This is a genomic window from Streptomyces sp. NPDC088387, assembly GCF_044753385.1.
Taxonomy (GTDB): Bacteria; Actinomycetota; Actinomycetes; order Streptomycetales; family Streptomycetaceae; genus Streptomyces.
On the sequence record NZ_JBIVNC010000002.1, the window covers coordinates 193325 to 208481 of the forward strand.

General features: G+C 72.2%; 18 protein-coding genes. 10 read left to right on the plus strand and 8 right to left on the minus strand.

Annotation, left to right across the window (positions count from 1 at the left end; all coding sequences use genetic code 11):
• The first annotated feature begins 67 nt into the window (after positions 1 to 67).
• The 3 genes from ACIQAC_RS05525 (at position 68) to ACIQAC_RS05535 (ending at position 1658) form a co-directional block, all read left to right on the plus strand.
• Entirely contained in the window at positions 68 to 196 is a 129-nt protein-coding gene (locus tag ACIQAC_RS05525) for a hypothetical protein (RefSeq protein WP_402187240.1), read from the plus strand.
• A 15-nt stretch (positions 197 to 211) separates the two neighbouring features.
• Positions 212 to 976 (plus strand): hypothetical protein, encoded by a 765-nt coding sequence (locus ACIQAC_RS05530; protein WP_402187241.1) that lies wholly within the window; start codon positions 212 to 214, stop codon positions 974 to 976.
• Between the two features lie 166 nt (positions 977 to 1142).
• The gene (locus tag ACIQAC_RS05535) at positions 1143 to 1658 is read left to right on the plus strand and encodes a hypothetical protein (protein ID WP_402187243.1); all 516 of its coding nucleotides are present in this window, start codon (positions 1143 to 1145) and stop codon (positions 1656 to 1658) included.
• A gap of 106 nt (positions 1659 to 1764) precedes the next feature.
• On the opposite strand, the gene ACIQAC_RS05540 is transcribed toward ACIQAC_RS05535, so the two are convergent.
• Entirely contained in the window at positions 1765 to 2250 is a 486-nt protein-coding gene (locus ACIQAC_RS05540) for a hypothetical protein (RefSeq protein ID WP_402187245.1), read from the minus strand.
• 332 nt (positions 2251 to 2582) lie between these two features.
• Here ACIQAC_RS05540 and ACIQAC_RS05545 point away from each other — a divergent pair, with 332 nt between their 5' ends.
• Positions 2583 to 3257: a class F sortase gene (locus ACIQAC_RS05545; RefSeq protein WP_402187247.1), complete on the plus strand. Its 675-nt coding sequence runs from the start codon at positions 2583 to 2585 to the stop codon at positions 3255 to 3257.
• 63 nt (positions 3258 to 3320) lie between these two features.
• Here the strand turns inward: ACIQAC_RS05545 and ACIQAC_RS05550 are convergent, their stop codons facing one another.
• Complete coding sequence (locus ACIQAC_RS05550) at positions 3321 to 4163, minus strand: polysaccharide deacetylase family protein (RefSeq protein WP_402187249.1); 843 nt, start codon at positions 4161 to 4163, stop codon at positions 3321 to 3323.
• 91 nt (positions 4164 to 4254) lie between these two features.
• Positions 4255 to 4455 (minus strand): hypothetical protein, encoded by a 201-nt coding sequence (locus ACIQAC_RS05555; protein WP_402187251.1) that lies wholly within the window; start codon positions 4453 to 4455, stop codon positions 4255 to 4257.
• A 107-nt stretch (positions 4456 to 4562) separates the two neighbouring features.
• Here ACIQAC_RS05555 and ACIQAC_RS05560 point away from each other — a divergent pair, with 107 nt between their 5' ends.
• Complete coding sequence (locus ACIQAC_RS05560) at positions 4563 to 5021, plus strand: universal stress protein (RefSeq protein ID WP_402187253.1); 459 nt, start codon at positions 4563 to 4565, stop codon at positions 5019 to 5021.
• A 123-nt stretch (positions 5022 to 5144) separates the two neighbouring features.
• Entirely contained in the window at positions 5145 to 5615 is a 471-nt protein-coding gene (locus ACIQAC_RS05565; protein WP_402188195.1) for a MarR family winged helix-turn-helix transcriptional regulator, read from the plus strand.
• 16 nt (positions 5616 to 5631) lie between these two features.
• Here the strand turns inward: ACIQAC_RS05565 and ACIQAC_RS05570 are convergent, their stop codons facing one another.
• Positions 5632 to 6780 (minus strand): CapA family protein, encoded by a 1149-nt coding sequence (locus tag ACIQAC_RS05570; RefSeq protein ID WP_402187255.1) that lies wholly within the window; start codon positions 6778 to 6780, stop codon positions 5632 to 5634.
• A gap of 212 nt (positions 6781 to 6992) precedes the next feature.
• Here ACIQAC_RS05570 and ACIQAC_RS05575 point away from each other — a divergent pair, with 212 nt between their 5' ends.
• The 3 genes from ACIQAC_RS05575 to ACIQAC_RS05585 all read left to right on the plus strand — a co-directional run bounded on the left by ACIQAC_RS05575 (position 6993) and on the right by ACIQAC_RS05585 (position 9072).
• Positions 6993 to 7538, plus strand: coding sequence for a sigma-70 family RNA polymerase sigma factor (locus ACIQAC_RS05575; protein ID WP_402187257.1), 546 nt, complete (start codon positions 6993 to 6995; stop codon positions 7536 to 7538).
• Positions 7539 to 7697: 159 nt separating this feature from the next.
• Positions 7698 to 8213 (plus strand): hypothetical protein, encoded by a 516-nt coding sequence (locus ACIQAC_RS05580; RefSeq protein WP_402187259.1) that lies wholly within the window; start codon positions 7698 to 7700, stop codon positions 8211 to 8213.
• Positions 8214 to 8418: 205 nt separating this feature from the next.
• Entirely contained in the window at positions 8419 to 9072 is a 654-nt protein-coding gene (locus ACIQAC_RS05585; protein WP_402187261.1) for an anti-sigma factor family protein, read from the plus strand.
• A 15-nt stretch (positions 9073 to 9087) separates the two neighbouring features.
• On the opposite strand, the gene ACIQAC_RS05590 is transcribed toward ACIQAC_RS05585, so the two are convergent.
• From ACIQAC_RS05590 to ACIQAC_RS05600, 3 genes are read right to left on the minus strand one after another with little or no spacing between them, the layout of a single operon-like run.
• Complete coding sequence (locus ACIQAC_RS05590) at positions 9088 to 9951, minus strand: Fpg/Nei family DNA glycosylase (RefSeq protein ID WP_402187263.1); 864 nt, start codon at positions 9949 to 9951, stop codon at positions 9088 to 9090.
• Between the two features lie 45 nt (positions 9952 to 9996).
• On the minus strand, positions 9997 to 12084 hold the full coding sequence (locus tag ACIQAC_RS05595) for a SpoIIE family protein phosphatase (RefSeq protein WP_402187265.1): 2088 nt from the start codon (positions 12082 to 12084) through the stop codon (positions 9997 to 9999).
• A 27-nt stretch (positions 12085 to 12111) separates the two neighbouring features.
• Positions 12112 to 12762, minus strand: coding sequence for a hypothetical protein (locus ACIQAC_RS05600; RefSeq protein ID WP_402187266.1), 651 nt, complete (start codon positions 12760 to 12762; stop codon positions 12112 to 12114).
• A gap of 112 nt (positions 12763 to 12874) precedes the next feature.
• Between ACIQAC_RS05600 and ACIQAC_RS05605 the strand changes: the two genes are divergently transcribed.
• Positions 12875 to 14296, plus strand: coding sequence for a lipase maturation factor family protein (locus ACIQAC_RS05605; protein ID WP_402187267.1), 1422 nt, complete (start codon positions 12875 to 12877; stop codon positions 14294 to 14296).
• Positions 14297 to 14302: 6 nt separating this feature from the next.
• On the opposite strand, the gene ACIQAC_RS05610 is transcribed toward ACIQAC_RS05605, so the two are convergent.
• A complete protein-coding gene (locus ACIQAC_RS05610) occupies positions 14303 to 15142 on the minus strand; it encodes an amidohydrolase family protein (RefSeq protein ID WP_402187268.1) in 840 nt (279 codons plus the stop codon).
• Positions 15143 to 15157 lie beyond the last annotated feature (15 nt).

Sequence of the window (15157 nt, forward strand, 5' to 3'; positions counted from 1 at the left end):
GGCTCCGCCGCCCGCGCCGACGCCGAGTCCGAGTCCGAAGCCCACTCCGCGGCCCTCCGCGACGCCGGTGGAGTACCCGCCCTACCGGGCCGCGGCCCAGCGGCGGCCCACCCACCACCGGCAGTCCCCGCTCACCTTCGTCCTGCTGATCACCGTGCCCGCGGTGGTCGCCGTGGCCGCGCTGCGGCCGCGCTGATCCTGGAGGCATCCCTTGCCGGAATGGCTTGTTCTCTCCCTCGCGATGCTGGCCGCCTGTGCCGTGGTGGTCGTCATCACCCTGATCCGTCACCGTGCCGCGTCCGAGGACGAGGACCCGTCCGAGACCCCGGACGTCATCGAGTACATGACGATGTGGATCGGTGTGGTGTACGCCATCGTCCTGGGCCTGGCCATCGCGGGTGTCTGGGAGGCCCGCAGCGTCGCGCAGGAGCACGTCCGCGCGGAGGCCCAGGCGCTGCACGAGATCTCGGAGCGGGTGCGGGTCTACCCGGCGGACGTACGCGACCGGATCCGGGCGGATGTCAACTCATATGTCGGACACGTCACGACCACCGAGTGGAAGTCGATGGCCGACGACGGCCGGATGACCGGGCGCGGCGACGAGCTGATGGACCGCATCCGGGTGGACGTGACGGACTACCGGCCGCGCGACGACTTCGAGGCGCAGGCGTACCAGCCGCTGATCGACCAGGTGACCGCCGCCGACCAGGCGCGCAGCTCCCGCGCGGACTCGCTGGGCGCGACCATGCCGGGCGTGGTGTGGTTCGGGCTGCTGGGCGGAGGGATCGTCACCATCGGCATGGTCCTCGCGCTCCAGATCCGGCGTACCCCGCGCGAACTCGTCCTCGCGGGACTGTTCTCGGCGCTGATCGCGTTCCTGCTCTTCCTCATCTGGGACTTCGACGCGCCCTACAGCCGTGGGGTCACGGCGTCCGCGGAGCCGTTCCACAACCTGTTCCCAGGGGTCGGGGACTGACCAACACGCCGCCGTGTCCCCCGACCGGCCCACAACCGTGCCCCATTCGCGCGACAGCGTTCGCGCGCCTGTGCGGACCTTCCTAGCGTTTCGCACATCGAGGTGCATTTCTGGCGTATGCGGAACAGGTCCGCGTGCTGCTCCTCGGGGACCCGGAGGATTCACCATGCGCGCGATACGCGTCGTCGCCTCGGCCGCCGTGCTGGCCGCCGGCGCCCTGACCTTCACCGCCCAGACCGCGCAGGCGGTCGGCGACGAGTCCCGCTTCCGGGTGTCGGTCTCCCCCGAGACCGTCGCCGCGGGCGGTCGCGTCACGCTGCTGGCCACGGGGTGCGACCGCAGCGTCCACGTCTCCTCGGGTGTCTTCGACGACATCACCATCCACCGCACCCAGACCACGGTGTCCACCACGGTCGACTGGGACGCACGGCCGGGCGCGGTGTACGAGGTGACGTTCCAGTGCGGCACCTTCTGGGACAACGCCGATCTGACCATCGCCGCGGGCCACCGGCCCGAGCCGGTCCGGCCGGTCCATCCCGAGCACGGGGTGCACGCCGGTGAGGGCGGCACTCTGGCCGGCTTCGACATCAAGGAGATCGGCCTCGGACTCGCGCTGATCACCGCGTCGGTCGGTGCCGCGTACCACTTCTCACGGCGCCGGCCCGAGGAGGACGCGGGCTGACGGCATGACACCGCACAGGGCTTCGCCCCGGTTCCCGCGAGGGACCGGGGCGAAGCCCTGTGCACGTGCGTCTCACGAAGGGGCCCGCGGCCGGAGCCGCCTGCCGTCAGATGCGCCGCTCGGCGCGGCGCCGCATCCAGAACACCCCGCCGCCGACGACGGCCGCGGCGACCAGACCGCCGCCGATCGCCATGTCGGTCGGCGTTGCCCCGCTCGACGTGGAGCCGCCGATACCGCCGCGGACCCCGCCGATGACGGTGAAGGCGGCCGGGCGGGTGAGGGTACGGCCGTCGCAGTTGACCGTGATGTCGAACGAGCCGGCCCGCGCGTTGGTGTCCACGGTCGCGGTGCCCTTGGACGTCTCGTTGGCGCCGTTGATCGGCGAGAGCGTCGTCGGGCGGAACGCGTCCGAGGTCGCGGTGCCACCGCGGCGGCAGCCGTCGACCGTGATGGTCAGCTGGCCGCCCCGCGCGATGACGCTGGGCATGGCGACGATGTTGCTGGGGCTGTCCCAGGCCACGGCCGCGGGGGCGGCGAGCCCCAGGGCGGCGACCGTGGCGGCACAGACCGCCAGGGTTCGAGAGTTGCGCATGTGATCCTCCGCGGAAGGCGCCCCGGGACCCGTCCCCGGTCTTTGAGCGAGAAATCGCCTCCCAGAAAGACCCTCAGATGCCGTGCGCGTACCCGCATTTCGGCAATGGTCCGTCCTGGTGAGGCAACACGCCGAGCGAAAACCGCACAATCGGATATTGCCGCAGGTCACGGACCGTCAGAAAATTCCTGTTCGTGGCAACTCGGATGGCGCACCGGTAAAGGCGGGGGCCACCCATTCGCATCTGCCCTGTCGCCGGTTTCCGCGCCGGAACTTAGCGTTTTGCCATGCGCGACTGACGTGGCGACGGCCGTGTCGAGAGGGGATGGCCCATGTCTGCTTCCGAGCTGGCCGAGGTGGAGGAAGAGGAGGAGCGGCGCAAGAAGCGCGCTCCTTGGGGCGTAATAGCGCTGGTTCTGCTGACCGGTCTCGCGCTCATTCGCAATGGTTCCGGGGAGTTCGACGTGGGGCCGCCTCAGCCGGCGTCCGCCGCGGCCGACAGCAGCACCACGGCGCCGGGCACCACCTTCGGCAAGGGGGTGGCCCCGCTGCCGTACGCGCTGCCCGACCGGGTGCGGATTCCGGCGATCCAGGTGGACGCGCCGATGATGCCGGTGGGTCTGGACGCGGCCGGCTGGGTCGACGCGCCGCCGCCGGAGGACCCGAATCTCGCCGGATGGTTCACGGGTGCCGTCTCCCCCGGGGAGAAAGGCACCGCGGTGGTCGTCGGCCATGTCGACAACAGCCGCGGCCCCGCCGTTTTCTACGGCCTCGGCGCCCTGAAGCAGGGAAATCATGTCGAGGTGGCGCGCAAGGACGGAAAGACCGCCGTCTTCGAGATCTACGGCATCGAGGTCTTCGAGAAGAACAACTTCCCCGGCGACCGCGTCTACGCGTCGAAGGGCTCGCCCGAGCTGCGGGTCATCACCTGCGGCGGCGGTTTCTCGAAGCAGAACGGCTACGACGGGAATGTCGTCGCCTTCGCCCGCCTGGTCGAGGTCCGCTGAGCGGTCCCCGGCCGGGCGGGCGGCCCGCCGCACAGGCCTTCCGACGCACTGTCGGACGAGCTGTCAGGCGTGCCGGCGGCGGGGCACGGTGACGTGGTAGCCGGCGTCCAGGAGCCGCGGCAGATAGTCGCGCAGGGCCCACACGCTCTGCGAGCGGTCGCCGCCCGCGTCGTGCGACAGCACCACTACGCCGGGGGCGGCACCCTCGGCGACCCGGTCGACGATGGTGCCGATGCCGGGGGTGGTCCAGTCCAGGGTGTCGACGGTCCAGGCCAGCGGTTCCATGCCGAGTTCGGCGCCGAGCTGGAACGCGGCCCGGTTCCAGGCGCCGTAGGGCGCGCGGAACCAGCGCGGCCAGTCGCCGCTCGCCTCCTCGACGACCTCGCAGGTGCGTTCCATCTCGCGGTGGATCCGGGACCGGCTGAGGGTGGTGAGCAGCGGGTGGGACCAGGTGTGGTTGCCGACGACGTGTCCTTCGTCGGCCATCCGTTCCAGCAGGTCCCGGTTGTCGGCGGCCATCTCCCCGCAGACGAAGAACATCGCGCGGACGTCGTACTCGGCAAGGGTGTCGAGGATGTCCGGGGTATAGCGGGGGTCGGGTCCGTCGTCGAAGGTCAGCACCATGGTGCGGCCGGTACCGGACACACTCAGCAGCGGTTTGCGGCGCACCGGGGTGCGGCCGGGCACCGCGCGCGGCGGGGCGTTGCCGGTGAGCGGCTGGAGGCGGTAGGCGGACGGCTTCATGGGGCGGCGGGCCGGGGGGCCCGCGGCGCCCACGACGGGCGGTGCGGGCTCACCCCCGGAGCCGAGGGTGGTGAACAGGCCCGCCGTGCCGGCCGCCGTACCAACGGCGGCGGCGCCGGCGAGCAGGGCCCGGCGCCGCGTGAGGAACTGATCCTTCGTCATGACTCATGGGTCGCCCAGAGCGGCCCCGACGCACCAGCGCGACACCGGTGCGGCGGCGGGAAAACACCCGCCCGGCCCAGTGCCGGGCGCCTCAGCGGCGGCGTACGAGGGGGAAGGGGAGGGTCTCGCGGATGCCCAGCCCGGTGAAGACCGCGTGGGCGAGGTTGGCGCTGACCGGGACGACGACCGTGTCCAGGGTGCGCACGACCGGGCGCAGCAGGACCCGCAGCGGCGGGAGGAGGGCCGGCAGTACACAGAACAGGCCGGGCGTGCCGAAGAACGCCGCGAACACCTCCGGGGTCCGGCCCGGACGGCCGCTCCCGGGCGGCCGTCCGCGGCCCGCGCGCCCGTCGGGACGCGGCCGGCGACCGGACCCGGGGCTTCCGATAGCCTCTGCACGTGACGGAACACAGCTCCCGGTTCGAGCGGGGCACGGACGGTCCGAAGGTCATCGTCGTCGGCGTGGACGGCTCCGACTCCTCGTGGCGGGCCGCGTCCTACGCGGGCGGTCTGGCCCGCCGGCAGCGCGCGCTGCTGGCGATCGTGTACGTGCAGCCGGTGATGGCGGCGGGTGCGGCGCTCGGCGCTCCGGTCGCCGACACGACCGACCAGATCGCCGAGGGTCTGGTGGCGGAGATCCGGGAGGCCACGGAGCGCCTCAAGGGGATATGGGACGTGCGGTGGGAGTTCCACACCTTCCCCGGTGACGCGTACAGCGGTCTGGTGAAGGCGGCGGACGACCTCAAGGCGGACGCGGTGGTGGTGGGCGCGTCGGAGCAGGCGGGCCACCGGATCGTGGGGTCCGTGGCGGTACGCCTGGTCAAGGCGGGGCGCTGGCCGGTGACCGTGGTGCCGTAGGCGCCGAGGAGCCGGGCCGGGCGCAGTGGCCGAGGGTCTTGGCAACCGGGGTGTCATGATGGCGGCGTGAACGCGATCGACGGCCCCCCGCCCGTGGACGGTCCCCTGCCTCCCGCCGGTTCGCTGCCCCCCGGCACTCCCCTGCCTCCGGACGACCTCGGTCTGCGGCTGAGGGAGGTGTTCGATCTGGTGGGTCCGCTCTACCGGCGGGTGCACCGCAAGGTCGAGCAGTCCGAGGCGGTCGAGGGGCTCTCCGTCGGGGTGCGCGCGGTCCTCGATCTGCTGTACCGCAACGGGCCGTCGACCGTGCCGCAGATGGGCCGGGCACAGGCGATCAGCCGGCAGTTCGTGCAGCGGATGGTCAACGAGGCGGCGGAGCGGGGGCTCGCGGAGGCCGTCCCGAACCCCGCGCACCGGCGGTCCTCGCTGATCCGGCTGACCGACGACGGCCGGTCCGCGATCACCGCCGTCCTCGCCCGCGAGCACACCCTGCTGCGGGAGGTCGGTGGTGAACTGACCGGGGCCGATGTGACGGCCTGCGTCCGGGTCCTCGGCGAGGTCCTCAGGATCCTCGACGACGTGGACGTGAACTGACCGCCTCCGCCGCGGCCTACTCCCCCATCACCAGACCGTCCTCACCCGCGCCCCGGCTCAGCACGACGTCCCGGATCCGGTCGCGTACGGCGGTCAGTTCGGCGCCCTGGCCGATGGCCCGGTTGAGGTCGACCACGCGGCCCGCGTCGATGTCGAAGAGCTGCGGCACGAACTCCGCCCTGTCCACCTCCCAGCGGGCGCCCGGCCGGACCGGCGGCGCGAAGGTGAAGCGGGCGACGGTGGACTGGTTGCCGCGCGGGTCGGCCGCGCCGTCGTGGTTGGTCATCTCACCGGCGACCTGGTCGCCCATCCCGTAGACCACCCAGGTCCCGTTGACCTTCTCGTACGCCTGCGGGACATGGGCGTGGGTGCCGAGGATCAGGTCGATGTCGGGGCGGGAGCCGGTGCGCGACGAGGTGAGCCGGGCGGCGAGGTCGAGCTGGGACCGGTCCGGGTCGTCCTGCCACTCGGTGCCCCAGTGCAGCGAGACCACCACCACGTCGGCGCCGGCCTTGCGGGCGGCACGCGCGTCGGCGACGATCCGCTGCTCGTCGATCAGGTTGACCGCCCAGGGCTGCCCGGCGGGGAGCGGGAAGCCGTTGGTGCCGTAGGTGTAGGCGAGATGGGCGACCTTGGCGGGACCCGCGTCGAAGACGGTGGCGGTGCGCGCCTCGGCCTCGGTGCGCGCGGTGCCGGTGTGCCGGACGCCCTCGCGGTCCAGGGCGTCCAGGGTGCGGCCGATCCCGGCGGCGCCGTCGTCGAGGCTGTGGTTGGAGGCCGTGGAGCAGCCGTCGTAGCCGGTGGCGGCGAGGCCCTTCGCCACCTCCGGCGGGGACTTGAAGGTGGGGTAGCCGGTGTAGACGCCGTTCTCGCCGTAGACGGTCTCCATGTGACACAGCGCCAGATCGGCGCGCGAGACGACCGGTTCGATGCCGGCGAACATCGGCCGGAAGTCGTAGCCGGAGCCGCCCGCGTCGAACCTGGCCCGCTGGATGATCGAGTCGTGCGGGAGGACGTCGCCCGAGGCGACGAGGGTGAACCCGCCGGGGCCGGCGCCCAAGGGCGCCGGATGTCCGGCCGGCTCGTGGTGCTTGGCCTGGCAGGCGGCGCCCGCGGCGAGTACGGCCGTGAGGGCCAGGGCAACCTGCCGACTGCGTGCGATCATCCGGTCACCTCAAGATTGTCGTATTTACCTATGAATAGGTATGAAGGTGATCCGTCCCGCAAACGGTCCCGGCGTCCGGGTTAACCCGTCCGGTGTGCGCGAGCGGGCGCCGGGGACCGTTCGTCGTACCGTTCGCCGACGGGTTCGACCGTCCGCCGCAGGAGCGTGTCCCTCCTCTGTGCCGACCGGGAACCCTGGGGTGCCATACGGCCATGACGGCCGGAACCACTCTCACGAACGGGACGACCGCCGAGCACGAGCTCGCCGCGGTGCAGCGCGAGCACGGGCGGCCGCTGTTCGCCCTGCTCCTCAGGCTGTGCGACGGGGACCGCCAGCGGGCCGAGGACCTGGTCCAGGAGACGCTGGTGCGCGCCTGGCAGCACCCCGAGGCGCTGCGCGCCGAGACCTTCGACTCCGTACGGCCCTGGCTGCTCACCGTGGGCCGGCGGCTCGCCATCGACGCGCGGCGGGCCCGGCAGGCCCGGCCGCCGGAGGTCGGTGACGCCGTCCTGGAGAGCGCCCGGGTCATCGCGGACCACGCCGAACGGTCGGCCGCCACGGTCGATGTGCGCGAGGCTGTGAAGACACTCACTCCGGAACACCGTGAAGTCCTGGTGCTCGTGTACTTCCAGGGGGCGAGTGTGGCGGAAGCGGCGGCGGCCCTCGGAATCCCTCCCGGTACGGTGAAGTCCCGCGCGTACTACGCGTTGCGCGCCCTGCGCCGGGTGCTTCCGGGTTATGCGGCCGACCTGCGGTGAAACCGAATGTCGGGTCAAGCCTCCGTAAAGCGCCTTGCTGAGGACCCCTGTTGGGTAATGGGCTGTCCTCATGCGTGTTCCGGAGCGGGGGAGCCGGGTGCACGACTGGGCCTGGCTGGACTTGGGCGACGCGCACGCACCGGAGGAAGGCAGGAAGGGATGCAGCACAGAGGTCATCAGAGTACGGAAGGCACCGACGGCGGTGAACTGACCGTTCCCATGGCGTGGTTGTACGCCGAGTACATCGCCGACGAGCTGCTGCGGACCGGCGATCTCATGCCGCCGACCTCGTTCGAGTTCCGGGCCGGGCGGGACGCGCTCGCGCTGACCGTCTTCCTGTCGGACACCGAGGGCGAGCTCTCGGGCATCCGGGTCGTCACCCAGCTGGAGACCTGGCTCTCCCTGACGGCGTACGACCAGCCGTGGCAGGACTGGGTGCGCGAGCGGATGGACCAACTCGCCGCCGAGGCCGCCGAGTCCGAGCGCCCGGCGCCCGATCTGGAACTGGCCGAGGCGGCCTGGCGCTGGCTCCAGGAGACAGAACTGCTCGCCCCCGACCTCAACGCCGTGCCCGGCGGCGGGGCGCTGGTGGGCGAGGACGACGGGCCCAAGGTGTGGACGCCGGCCTGGCAGCTGGGGCTGCCGCTCGGCCATCTCGCGATCCACCTCTTCTAGCCCGGGGGCCGTCTCGGCGGACCCCGGGCCCGGCCCTGTCACGGTTTCCGGGATCCGGGCCGGAACTCGACCAATCCGCGGGCCGGGCCGCTCCGAATCCTGTGGTTCACGATTCTGTGAGCGGCTTGAGTGATTCGGCTGTCCGGTGCGTACCGGTGGGAGCAAGGAGTGACACCACCCGCACCCAACGGCACGAGGATTCTGCATGAGGTCCCTGGAGAGGCATCGCGACGTCGCCGCGTACGCGCTCGGCGTGCTGAACGAGGCGGACGCGTTCCGCTTCGAGGACCACCTCATGGAGTGCCCCAGTTGCGCGGCACACGTGACCGAGTTCGGTCCTGTCTCGCGACAGCTGATGCTCTACCGCCGGGCCACCCCGCGGTTCGTGAACCCGATGGCCACACCCGGACCGCGGATGCTGGACCGGCTGCTCGCCGAGGTGGCCACCCGGCACCGGGCGGGTCGCCGCCGGATGCTGTTCGCGGTGGCCGCCTCGGTCGTGCTCGCCGTGGGCGGACCCGCCCTCGCCGTGATGGCGGGCGGCGGCGAGAGCGCGGTGGTGGTCGAGGCGACCGACGCACGCTCGGGCGTCTGGGCCCAGGTCACCGCCGAGGACGAGGTCTGGGGCGCCAACATCGAGCTGAAGGTCAAGGACGCCGCGGGCCCGCGCCCGTGCCGGCTCGTCGCGGTCGGGCACAACGGCGCGGAGGAGACGGTGACCAACTGGACCACTCCCCCGCGCGACGCCCGGCCCAACACGATGCAGGGCGGCGCCGCGATGCACCCCGACGACATCGACCACTACGAGGTCCGCTCGACGGACGGCGAGACACTGGTGACGCTGCCGAACCCGACGTAGGACGTGTCCCGTCCGCTACTTCAGCAGGCGGGACATCCTGCGGTCCGCGAGCGGCTTGCCGCCCGTCTGGCAGGTGGGGCAGTACTGGAGCGAGGAATCGCTGAAGGAGACCTCGCGGATGGTGTCGCCGCACACCGGACAGGCCTCGCCGGTACGGCCGTGCACCCGCAGCCCGCTCTTCTTCTCGGCCTTCAGCCGCCCCGCGGCCACCCCCCGGGACCGCTCGACGGCCTCGGTGAGGGTGTCGCGCAGCGCGCTGTACAGCCGGGTGGTCTCCTCCGAGGTCAGCGACCCGGCGAGCTTGTACGGCGACATCTTCGCGGCGTGCAGGATCTCGTCGCTGTACGCGTTGCCCACCCCGGCGATCAGGCTCTGGTCGCGCAGGGCGCCCTTGAGCCGGCGCCGCTCGTCCTTCAGCAGGGCGGCGAAGGCCGCCTCGTCGAAGTCGTCGGCGAGCGGGTCGGGGCCGAGCCGGGCGATACCCGCGACCTCCCCCGGGTCCCGTACGACGTAGACCGCGAGGCGCTTCTGGGTGCCGGCCTCCGTCAGGTCGAAGCCCTCGCCGGTCTCCAGGGCGACCCGCAGTGCGAGGGGGCCCTTGCCGGGCTTGGGCGGACCGTCCGGCAGCCGGTCCCTCCAGTGCAGCCAGCCGGCGCGCGCCAGATGGGTCACGAAGCGCGGGCCGCCGCCGGTCTCCAGGTCCAGGAACTTGCCGTGCCGGTGCACGGCGACGACCTCGTGGCCCTCCAGGGCGGAGAGCGGCGGGTCGTACGTCTTCAGGACGCTGATCGCGGCGGGCAGCACGCGGACGATCTCATGGCCGACCAGGTGCTCGGTCAGGAAGTCCCTGAGCGCCTCGACCTCGGGAAGTTCCGGCATACGTCAAGAGTGCCACCACCGGTTCGGTCGCGTCCGGGCGCGACGTCACCGGCGTTCCGGCACCACGAACTCGCACCACACGCACTTGCCGCCGCCCCGCGCCTCCACACCCCACACGTCGGCCAGCAGCTCCACCAGCATCAGCCCCCGCCCCGACACCCCGGACTCACCGGCCTCACGGCGCCGCGGCAGGGCGCTGGAGGAGTCCTCGACCTCGACGCGCAGCCGCCGGTCGGCGCCGCCCAGGACCCGCAGGGTGACGATCGCGGCGCCCTCGGTGTGCATCAGGGCGTTGGTGATCAGCTCGTCGGCGACCAGCTCGATCTCGTCGGCGCGCTCCCCCGAGCCCCATGCCCGCACGGCCGCGCGGATCAGATGCCGCGCCTCGGTGAGCGCCTCGGGGTCGCCGGGGGCCACGTGCTGCTGGAGCCGGCCGCCGGACTGCGGGGCGTCCTGGCCGCGGCGGCGCAGCAGGAGCAGCGCCACGTCGTCGTCGCCGCCGCGCTCCTCGGCCCCCTCGATCAGCAGGTCGGCGAGTCGGTGCACGTCCTGGGGGCCGGAGGCGACGACGGCGGTGAGCGCCTGCAAGCCGTCGTCGAGGTCGGCGCCGGGCTGTTCGACCAGGCCGTCGGTGCAGAGCAGCAGTGTGTGGCCGGGATCCAGCTCGACGGTGCCGACGGGGTACTCCAGGCTGCCGAACTCCGCGGACAGGCCGAGCGGCAGACCGCCCTCGACGGGAATCCGGCGGCAGCTGCCGTCGGTGGTGCGCACCAGCGGGTCGATGTGACCGGCCCGCACCACCTGCACGACCCCGGTGGTCAGGTCGGCCTCGGCGTAGAGGCAGGTCGCGAACCGGTCGGTGTCCAGCTCGTGCAGGAAGACCGAGGCGCGGGCCATGACGGTGGCGGGGGTGTGGCCCTCGGCGGCGTAGGCGCGCAGCACGATCCGCAGCTGGCCCATGACGGCGGCGGCGTGGGTGTCGTGGCCCTGGACGTCGCCGATCACCGCGCCGACCCGGCCGCCGGGAAGCGGGATCAGGTCGTACCAGTCGCCGCCGATGTCGCGGCCGTTGGAGCCGCCGATGGCGGCCGCCCGGTAGCGGACGGCGACGTCGGCGCCGGGCACGCTGGGAATGGTGCGCGGCAGCATGGCCTGTTGCAGGCCCTGCGCGATGTCCTTCTCCTCCTCGTAGAACATCGCCCGTTGCAGGCTCTGCGCGATGCTGCTGCCGAGGGCGACGAGGATGTCGCGTTCCTCGTCGGTGAAGCCGCGCCGGTCGCTGTAGAGCAGGCCCATCGCGCCGATGGGGCGGGCCTGGACGATCAGCGGGAGGTAGGCGGCGGCGGTGATGTCCAGGTCGGTGATGTGCGGCCACAGCAGCGGATACCGGTCGGCGAACTCCTCCGGTGAGCCGATGAAGCGCGGGCTGAGCGTGCGCACGACCTCGCTCATCGGGTAGGGCTCGTCGATCCGGGTGACCTTGGTGCCGGGTACGAAGCTGCCCTCGGGGCCCTCCGCGATCAGCCGGATCCGGCCCGCCTCGACCAGGCCCATGACGAGGCTGGTGGCGCCGAGGTGGGTGACGCCGTCGGTGTCCTTGAGGACGTCGATGACGTCCTGGACGGTCCGGGCGTGGGCGAGGGCGGCCGTGGTGACCTGGACGACGTTGGTCCGCCGGCGGGGCACGTCGACGGGCGCGCCCCGCTCGTCGCGGGCGGCGAGTTCCGTCAGTTCCTCGGTGGCGTCCCGGACGACGCCGATGATCCTGCTCGGGCGGCCGGTGGCGTCCCGGCGGATGTAGCCCTGGGTGTGGGTCCAGCACAGGGTGCCGTCGCGGCGCCGGAGGCGGAAGTAGGTGCCGTAGTTCTCGCTGCCGTCCTTGATGGCCTGGGAGACCAGGGTGTCGAGCCGCCGGCCCTCGTTCGGGGGCACCCGCACGGCGAGGGACTCGGGGCGGCCGTCGAACTCCTCCGGGCGGATGTCGAAGATCTCGTACGCCTGGGAGTCCATGTGCAGCAGACCGGCGTCCAGGTCCCAGTCGAAGCTGCCCATGCGGTTGAGCGCCAGGATCGGATCCGGGTGGGAGGGCCAGTCGTCCGGGAGTGACAGGGCACTCGCTCCCCGATCAACCATGCGCCCACCTTGCCAGGATTTGCCCGATTAATCGAGTTCGACCGGAGTACCGAGGACGCTCCTGGCGTCATCCAGCTCGTCCGGATCGTCCGGGATCAGACCGCCCCCGTCGGGCGGGTCGGGAAGCTCCGGCACGCGCTCGGGGCCGATCTCGTCCGTGGCGCCGGGGTCGAGGGAGTCGTCGGCGGTGCCGGACTCCTCCAGGGCGGGGTCCTCGACGGCGGGCCGGGAGAAGCCGGGCTCGTACAGCCGGGACTCGTCGAGTCCACCCACCTCGTCGACGGTCGGCTCTCCGGGGACGGCCGTGTCGCCGTCGACCGCCTGCTCTCCGGGAAGGGCCGCGCCATCGGCCGCCGGCTCTTCGGAGAGCGACTCGGTGTCCTCCGTGGAGGGGATCAGCCGCCAGTCGCGTTCCGTGTCCGCGTCCATTGGAGTGACGGAGCGCCCCGAGTCCGCCGACCCGTCCCCGGGCGGTGCGAAGGGGTCCTGGACCTGGGTCAGGACCGGTTCGAGGAAGAGTTCCCCGCCCGGCGCGGAGCCCTGTGCGCCGTCGCCGTTGCCGGTGCAGGTGGCGGCGACGACCAGGGCCGCCGAGAGGGCACAGGCGGTGAGAACTCCGCCGGATCCCTGCCTGCTGGATATGTGTTCGCTGTCCTTGCGCACCACGTTCTCCCGCATCCTCGGGACATTTCGTCACTATTGTCTGCTTCACTCTCCTGGGTTACGCAAGTGGACCGGCCGGGCACGCGCAGTGACAGGCGGAGGGCGAGCAGAGGAGGGGCGCGGGGTCGTGGACTGGTTCACCGCATCCGACTACTGGCTGAGCCGGCTGGTCTTCCAGCGGGCGCTGGCCGGGGTGTATCTCGTCGCGTTTCTGACGGCGGCGCTTCAGTTCCGCGCGCTGATCGGGCGGCGGGGTCTGCTGCCGGTGCCCCGCCATGTCGAGCGGGTGCCGTTCCGGCAGGCGCCGAGCCTGTTCCAGCTGCACTACTCCGACCGGTTCTTCGCGGTGTGCGCCTGGTCCGGGTGTGTGGTGTCGGCGGCGTTGCTGGCGGGCGCGGACTCCCTGGTGCCGCTGTGGGCGGGGATGCTGCTGTGGCTGGTGCCGTGGCTGCTGTACCTGTCGATCGTGAACGTCGGCCAGACCTGGTACGCGTTCGGCTGGGAGTCCCTGCTCCTGGAGGTCGGCTTCCTGGCGGTGTTCCTCGGCAACGACGAGGTGGCCCCGCCGGTCGTGGTTCTCTTCCTGCTGCGCTGGATCCTGTTCCGGGTCGAGTTCGGCGCCGGACTGATCAAACTGCGCGGGGACGTGTGCTGGCGCCGGCTCACCTGTCTCGACCACCACCACGAGACACAGCCGATGCCGGGCCCGCTGAGCTGGTTCTTCCACCATCTGCCGAAGCCGCTGCACCGGGTGGAGGTGGCCGCGAACCACGTCACCCAGCTCGTCGTGCCGTTCCTGCTGTTCGCGCCGCAGCCGATCGCCTCGGCCGCCGCCGCGCTGATGATCGCGACCCAGCTGTGGCTGGTGCTGTCCGGGAACTTCTCCTGGCTGAACTGGGTCACCGTCGTGCTGGCCCTGTCCGCGATCCGCTTCCCGTCGCACGCGCCCACCGTGCCGGACACCCCGCTCTGGTACGTGGCCGTGGTGCTCGCCGTGGCCGCGCTGCTCGTGTTCCTCAGTCACCGCCCGGTGACCAACATGGTCTCCCGCCGCCAGGTGATGAACCGCTCCTTCGACCCGCTCCACCTGGTGAACACCTACGGCGCCTTCGGCACCGTAGGCCGGGTGCGCCACGAGGTCGTCATCGAGGGCACGGCCGACCCGGTACCCGGTCCCGGGGCCGAGTGGCGGGAGTACGAGTTCAGGGGGAAGCCGGGTGATCCGCGGCGCTGGCCGCGCCAGTTCGCCCCGTACCATCTGCGGCTCGACTGGCTGATGTGGTTCGCCGCGCTGTCGCCGGACTACGCCGGGCCGTGGTTCGGCACCCTGGTGGAGCGGCTGCTGGAGAACGACCGCGCCACGCTCCGGCTGCTGCGCCGCTCCCCGTTCCCGCCCGACGCGCCTCCCCGTTTCGTCCGGGCCCGGCTCTTCCGCTACCGCTACACGACCTGGCGCGAGCTGCGGGCGACGGGCGCCTGCTGGGAGCGGACGTTCGTACGCGAGTATCTGCCGCCGACCCGGCCGGCCGGGTCGGCGGACCGCTCGTAGGGCGGGTCAGAGGGCGTAGGTGCGGGTGGCGGTGGTCTCGAAGACCAGGGTGCGCTCGTCGCGGCTGAGGTCCGCCGTCAACTCGTCGGTGGCCGTGACCACTTCGCCGTAGGACGCGGCGAGAACGCACACCGGCCAGTCGGAGCCGAACATCAGCCGGTCGGGGCCGAAGGCGTCCAGGACGACATCCGTGTACGGGCGCAGGTCGGCGACCGTCCAGGTGCGGGGGTCGGCCTCGGTGACCAGGCCGGACAGCTTGCAGACGGTGTTGGGCCGCGCGGCGAGGGTGCGCAGGGAAGTCGCCCAGGGTTCCGGTTCTCCCGCGGCGATGGGCGGTTTGCCCGCGTGGTCGAGGACGAAGGTGAGGCCGGGCAGGTCCGCCACGGCCTTCGCGGCGGCCGGGAGCTGGTGCGGCTGCACCAGCAGGTCGTAGACCAGGCCGGCGTCGGCGACGGCGGCGAGGCCCCGGCGGACGTCCGGGCGCAGCAGCCACTCCGGGTCGGGCTCGCCCTGGACCTGGTGGCGGATGCCCTTGAGGTATCCGCCACCGGGGAGTTCGGCGAGCCGGGCGAGCTCGTCGGCGATGTCGGGGCGGGTGAGGTCGGTCCAGCCGACGACCCCGGCGATCAGCTCGTGCTCTTCGGCGAGGGCCAGGAACTCGGGGGTCTCCTCGGGCACGGTGATGGTCTGCACGAGGACCGTGCGGTCGACTCCGGCGGCATGGGCCTCGGGTTCGAGGTCGGCGACGGTGAAGTTCCGCCGCAGCGGTGCCAGGGCGGGCCCGGTGATCCAGTCCTGGTCCCGTACGGACAGGTCCCAGACGTGGTGGTGGGCGTCGACGGTCATGGCAGCTCTCCTGGG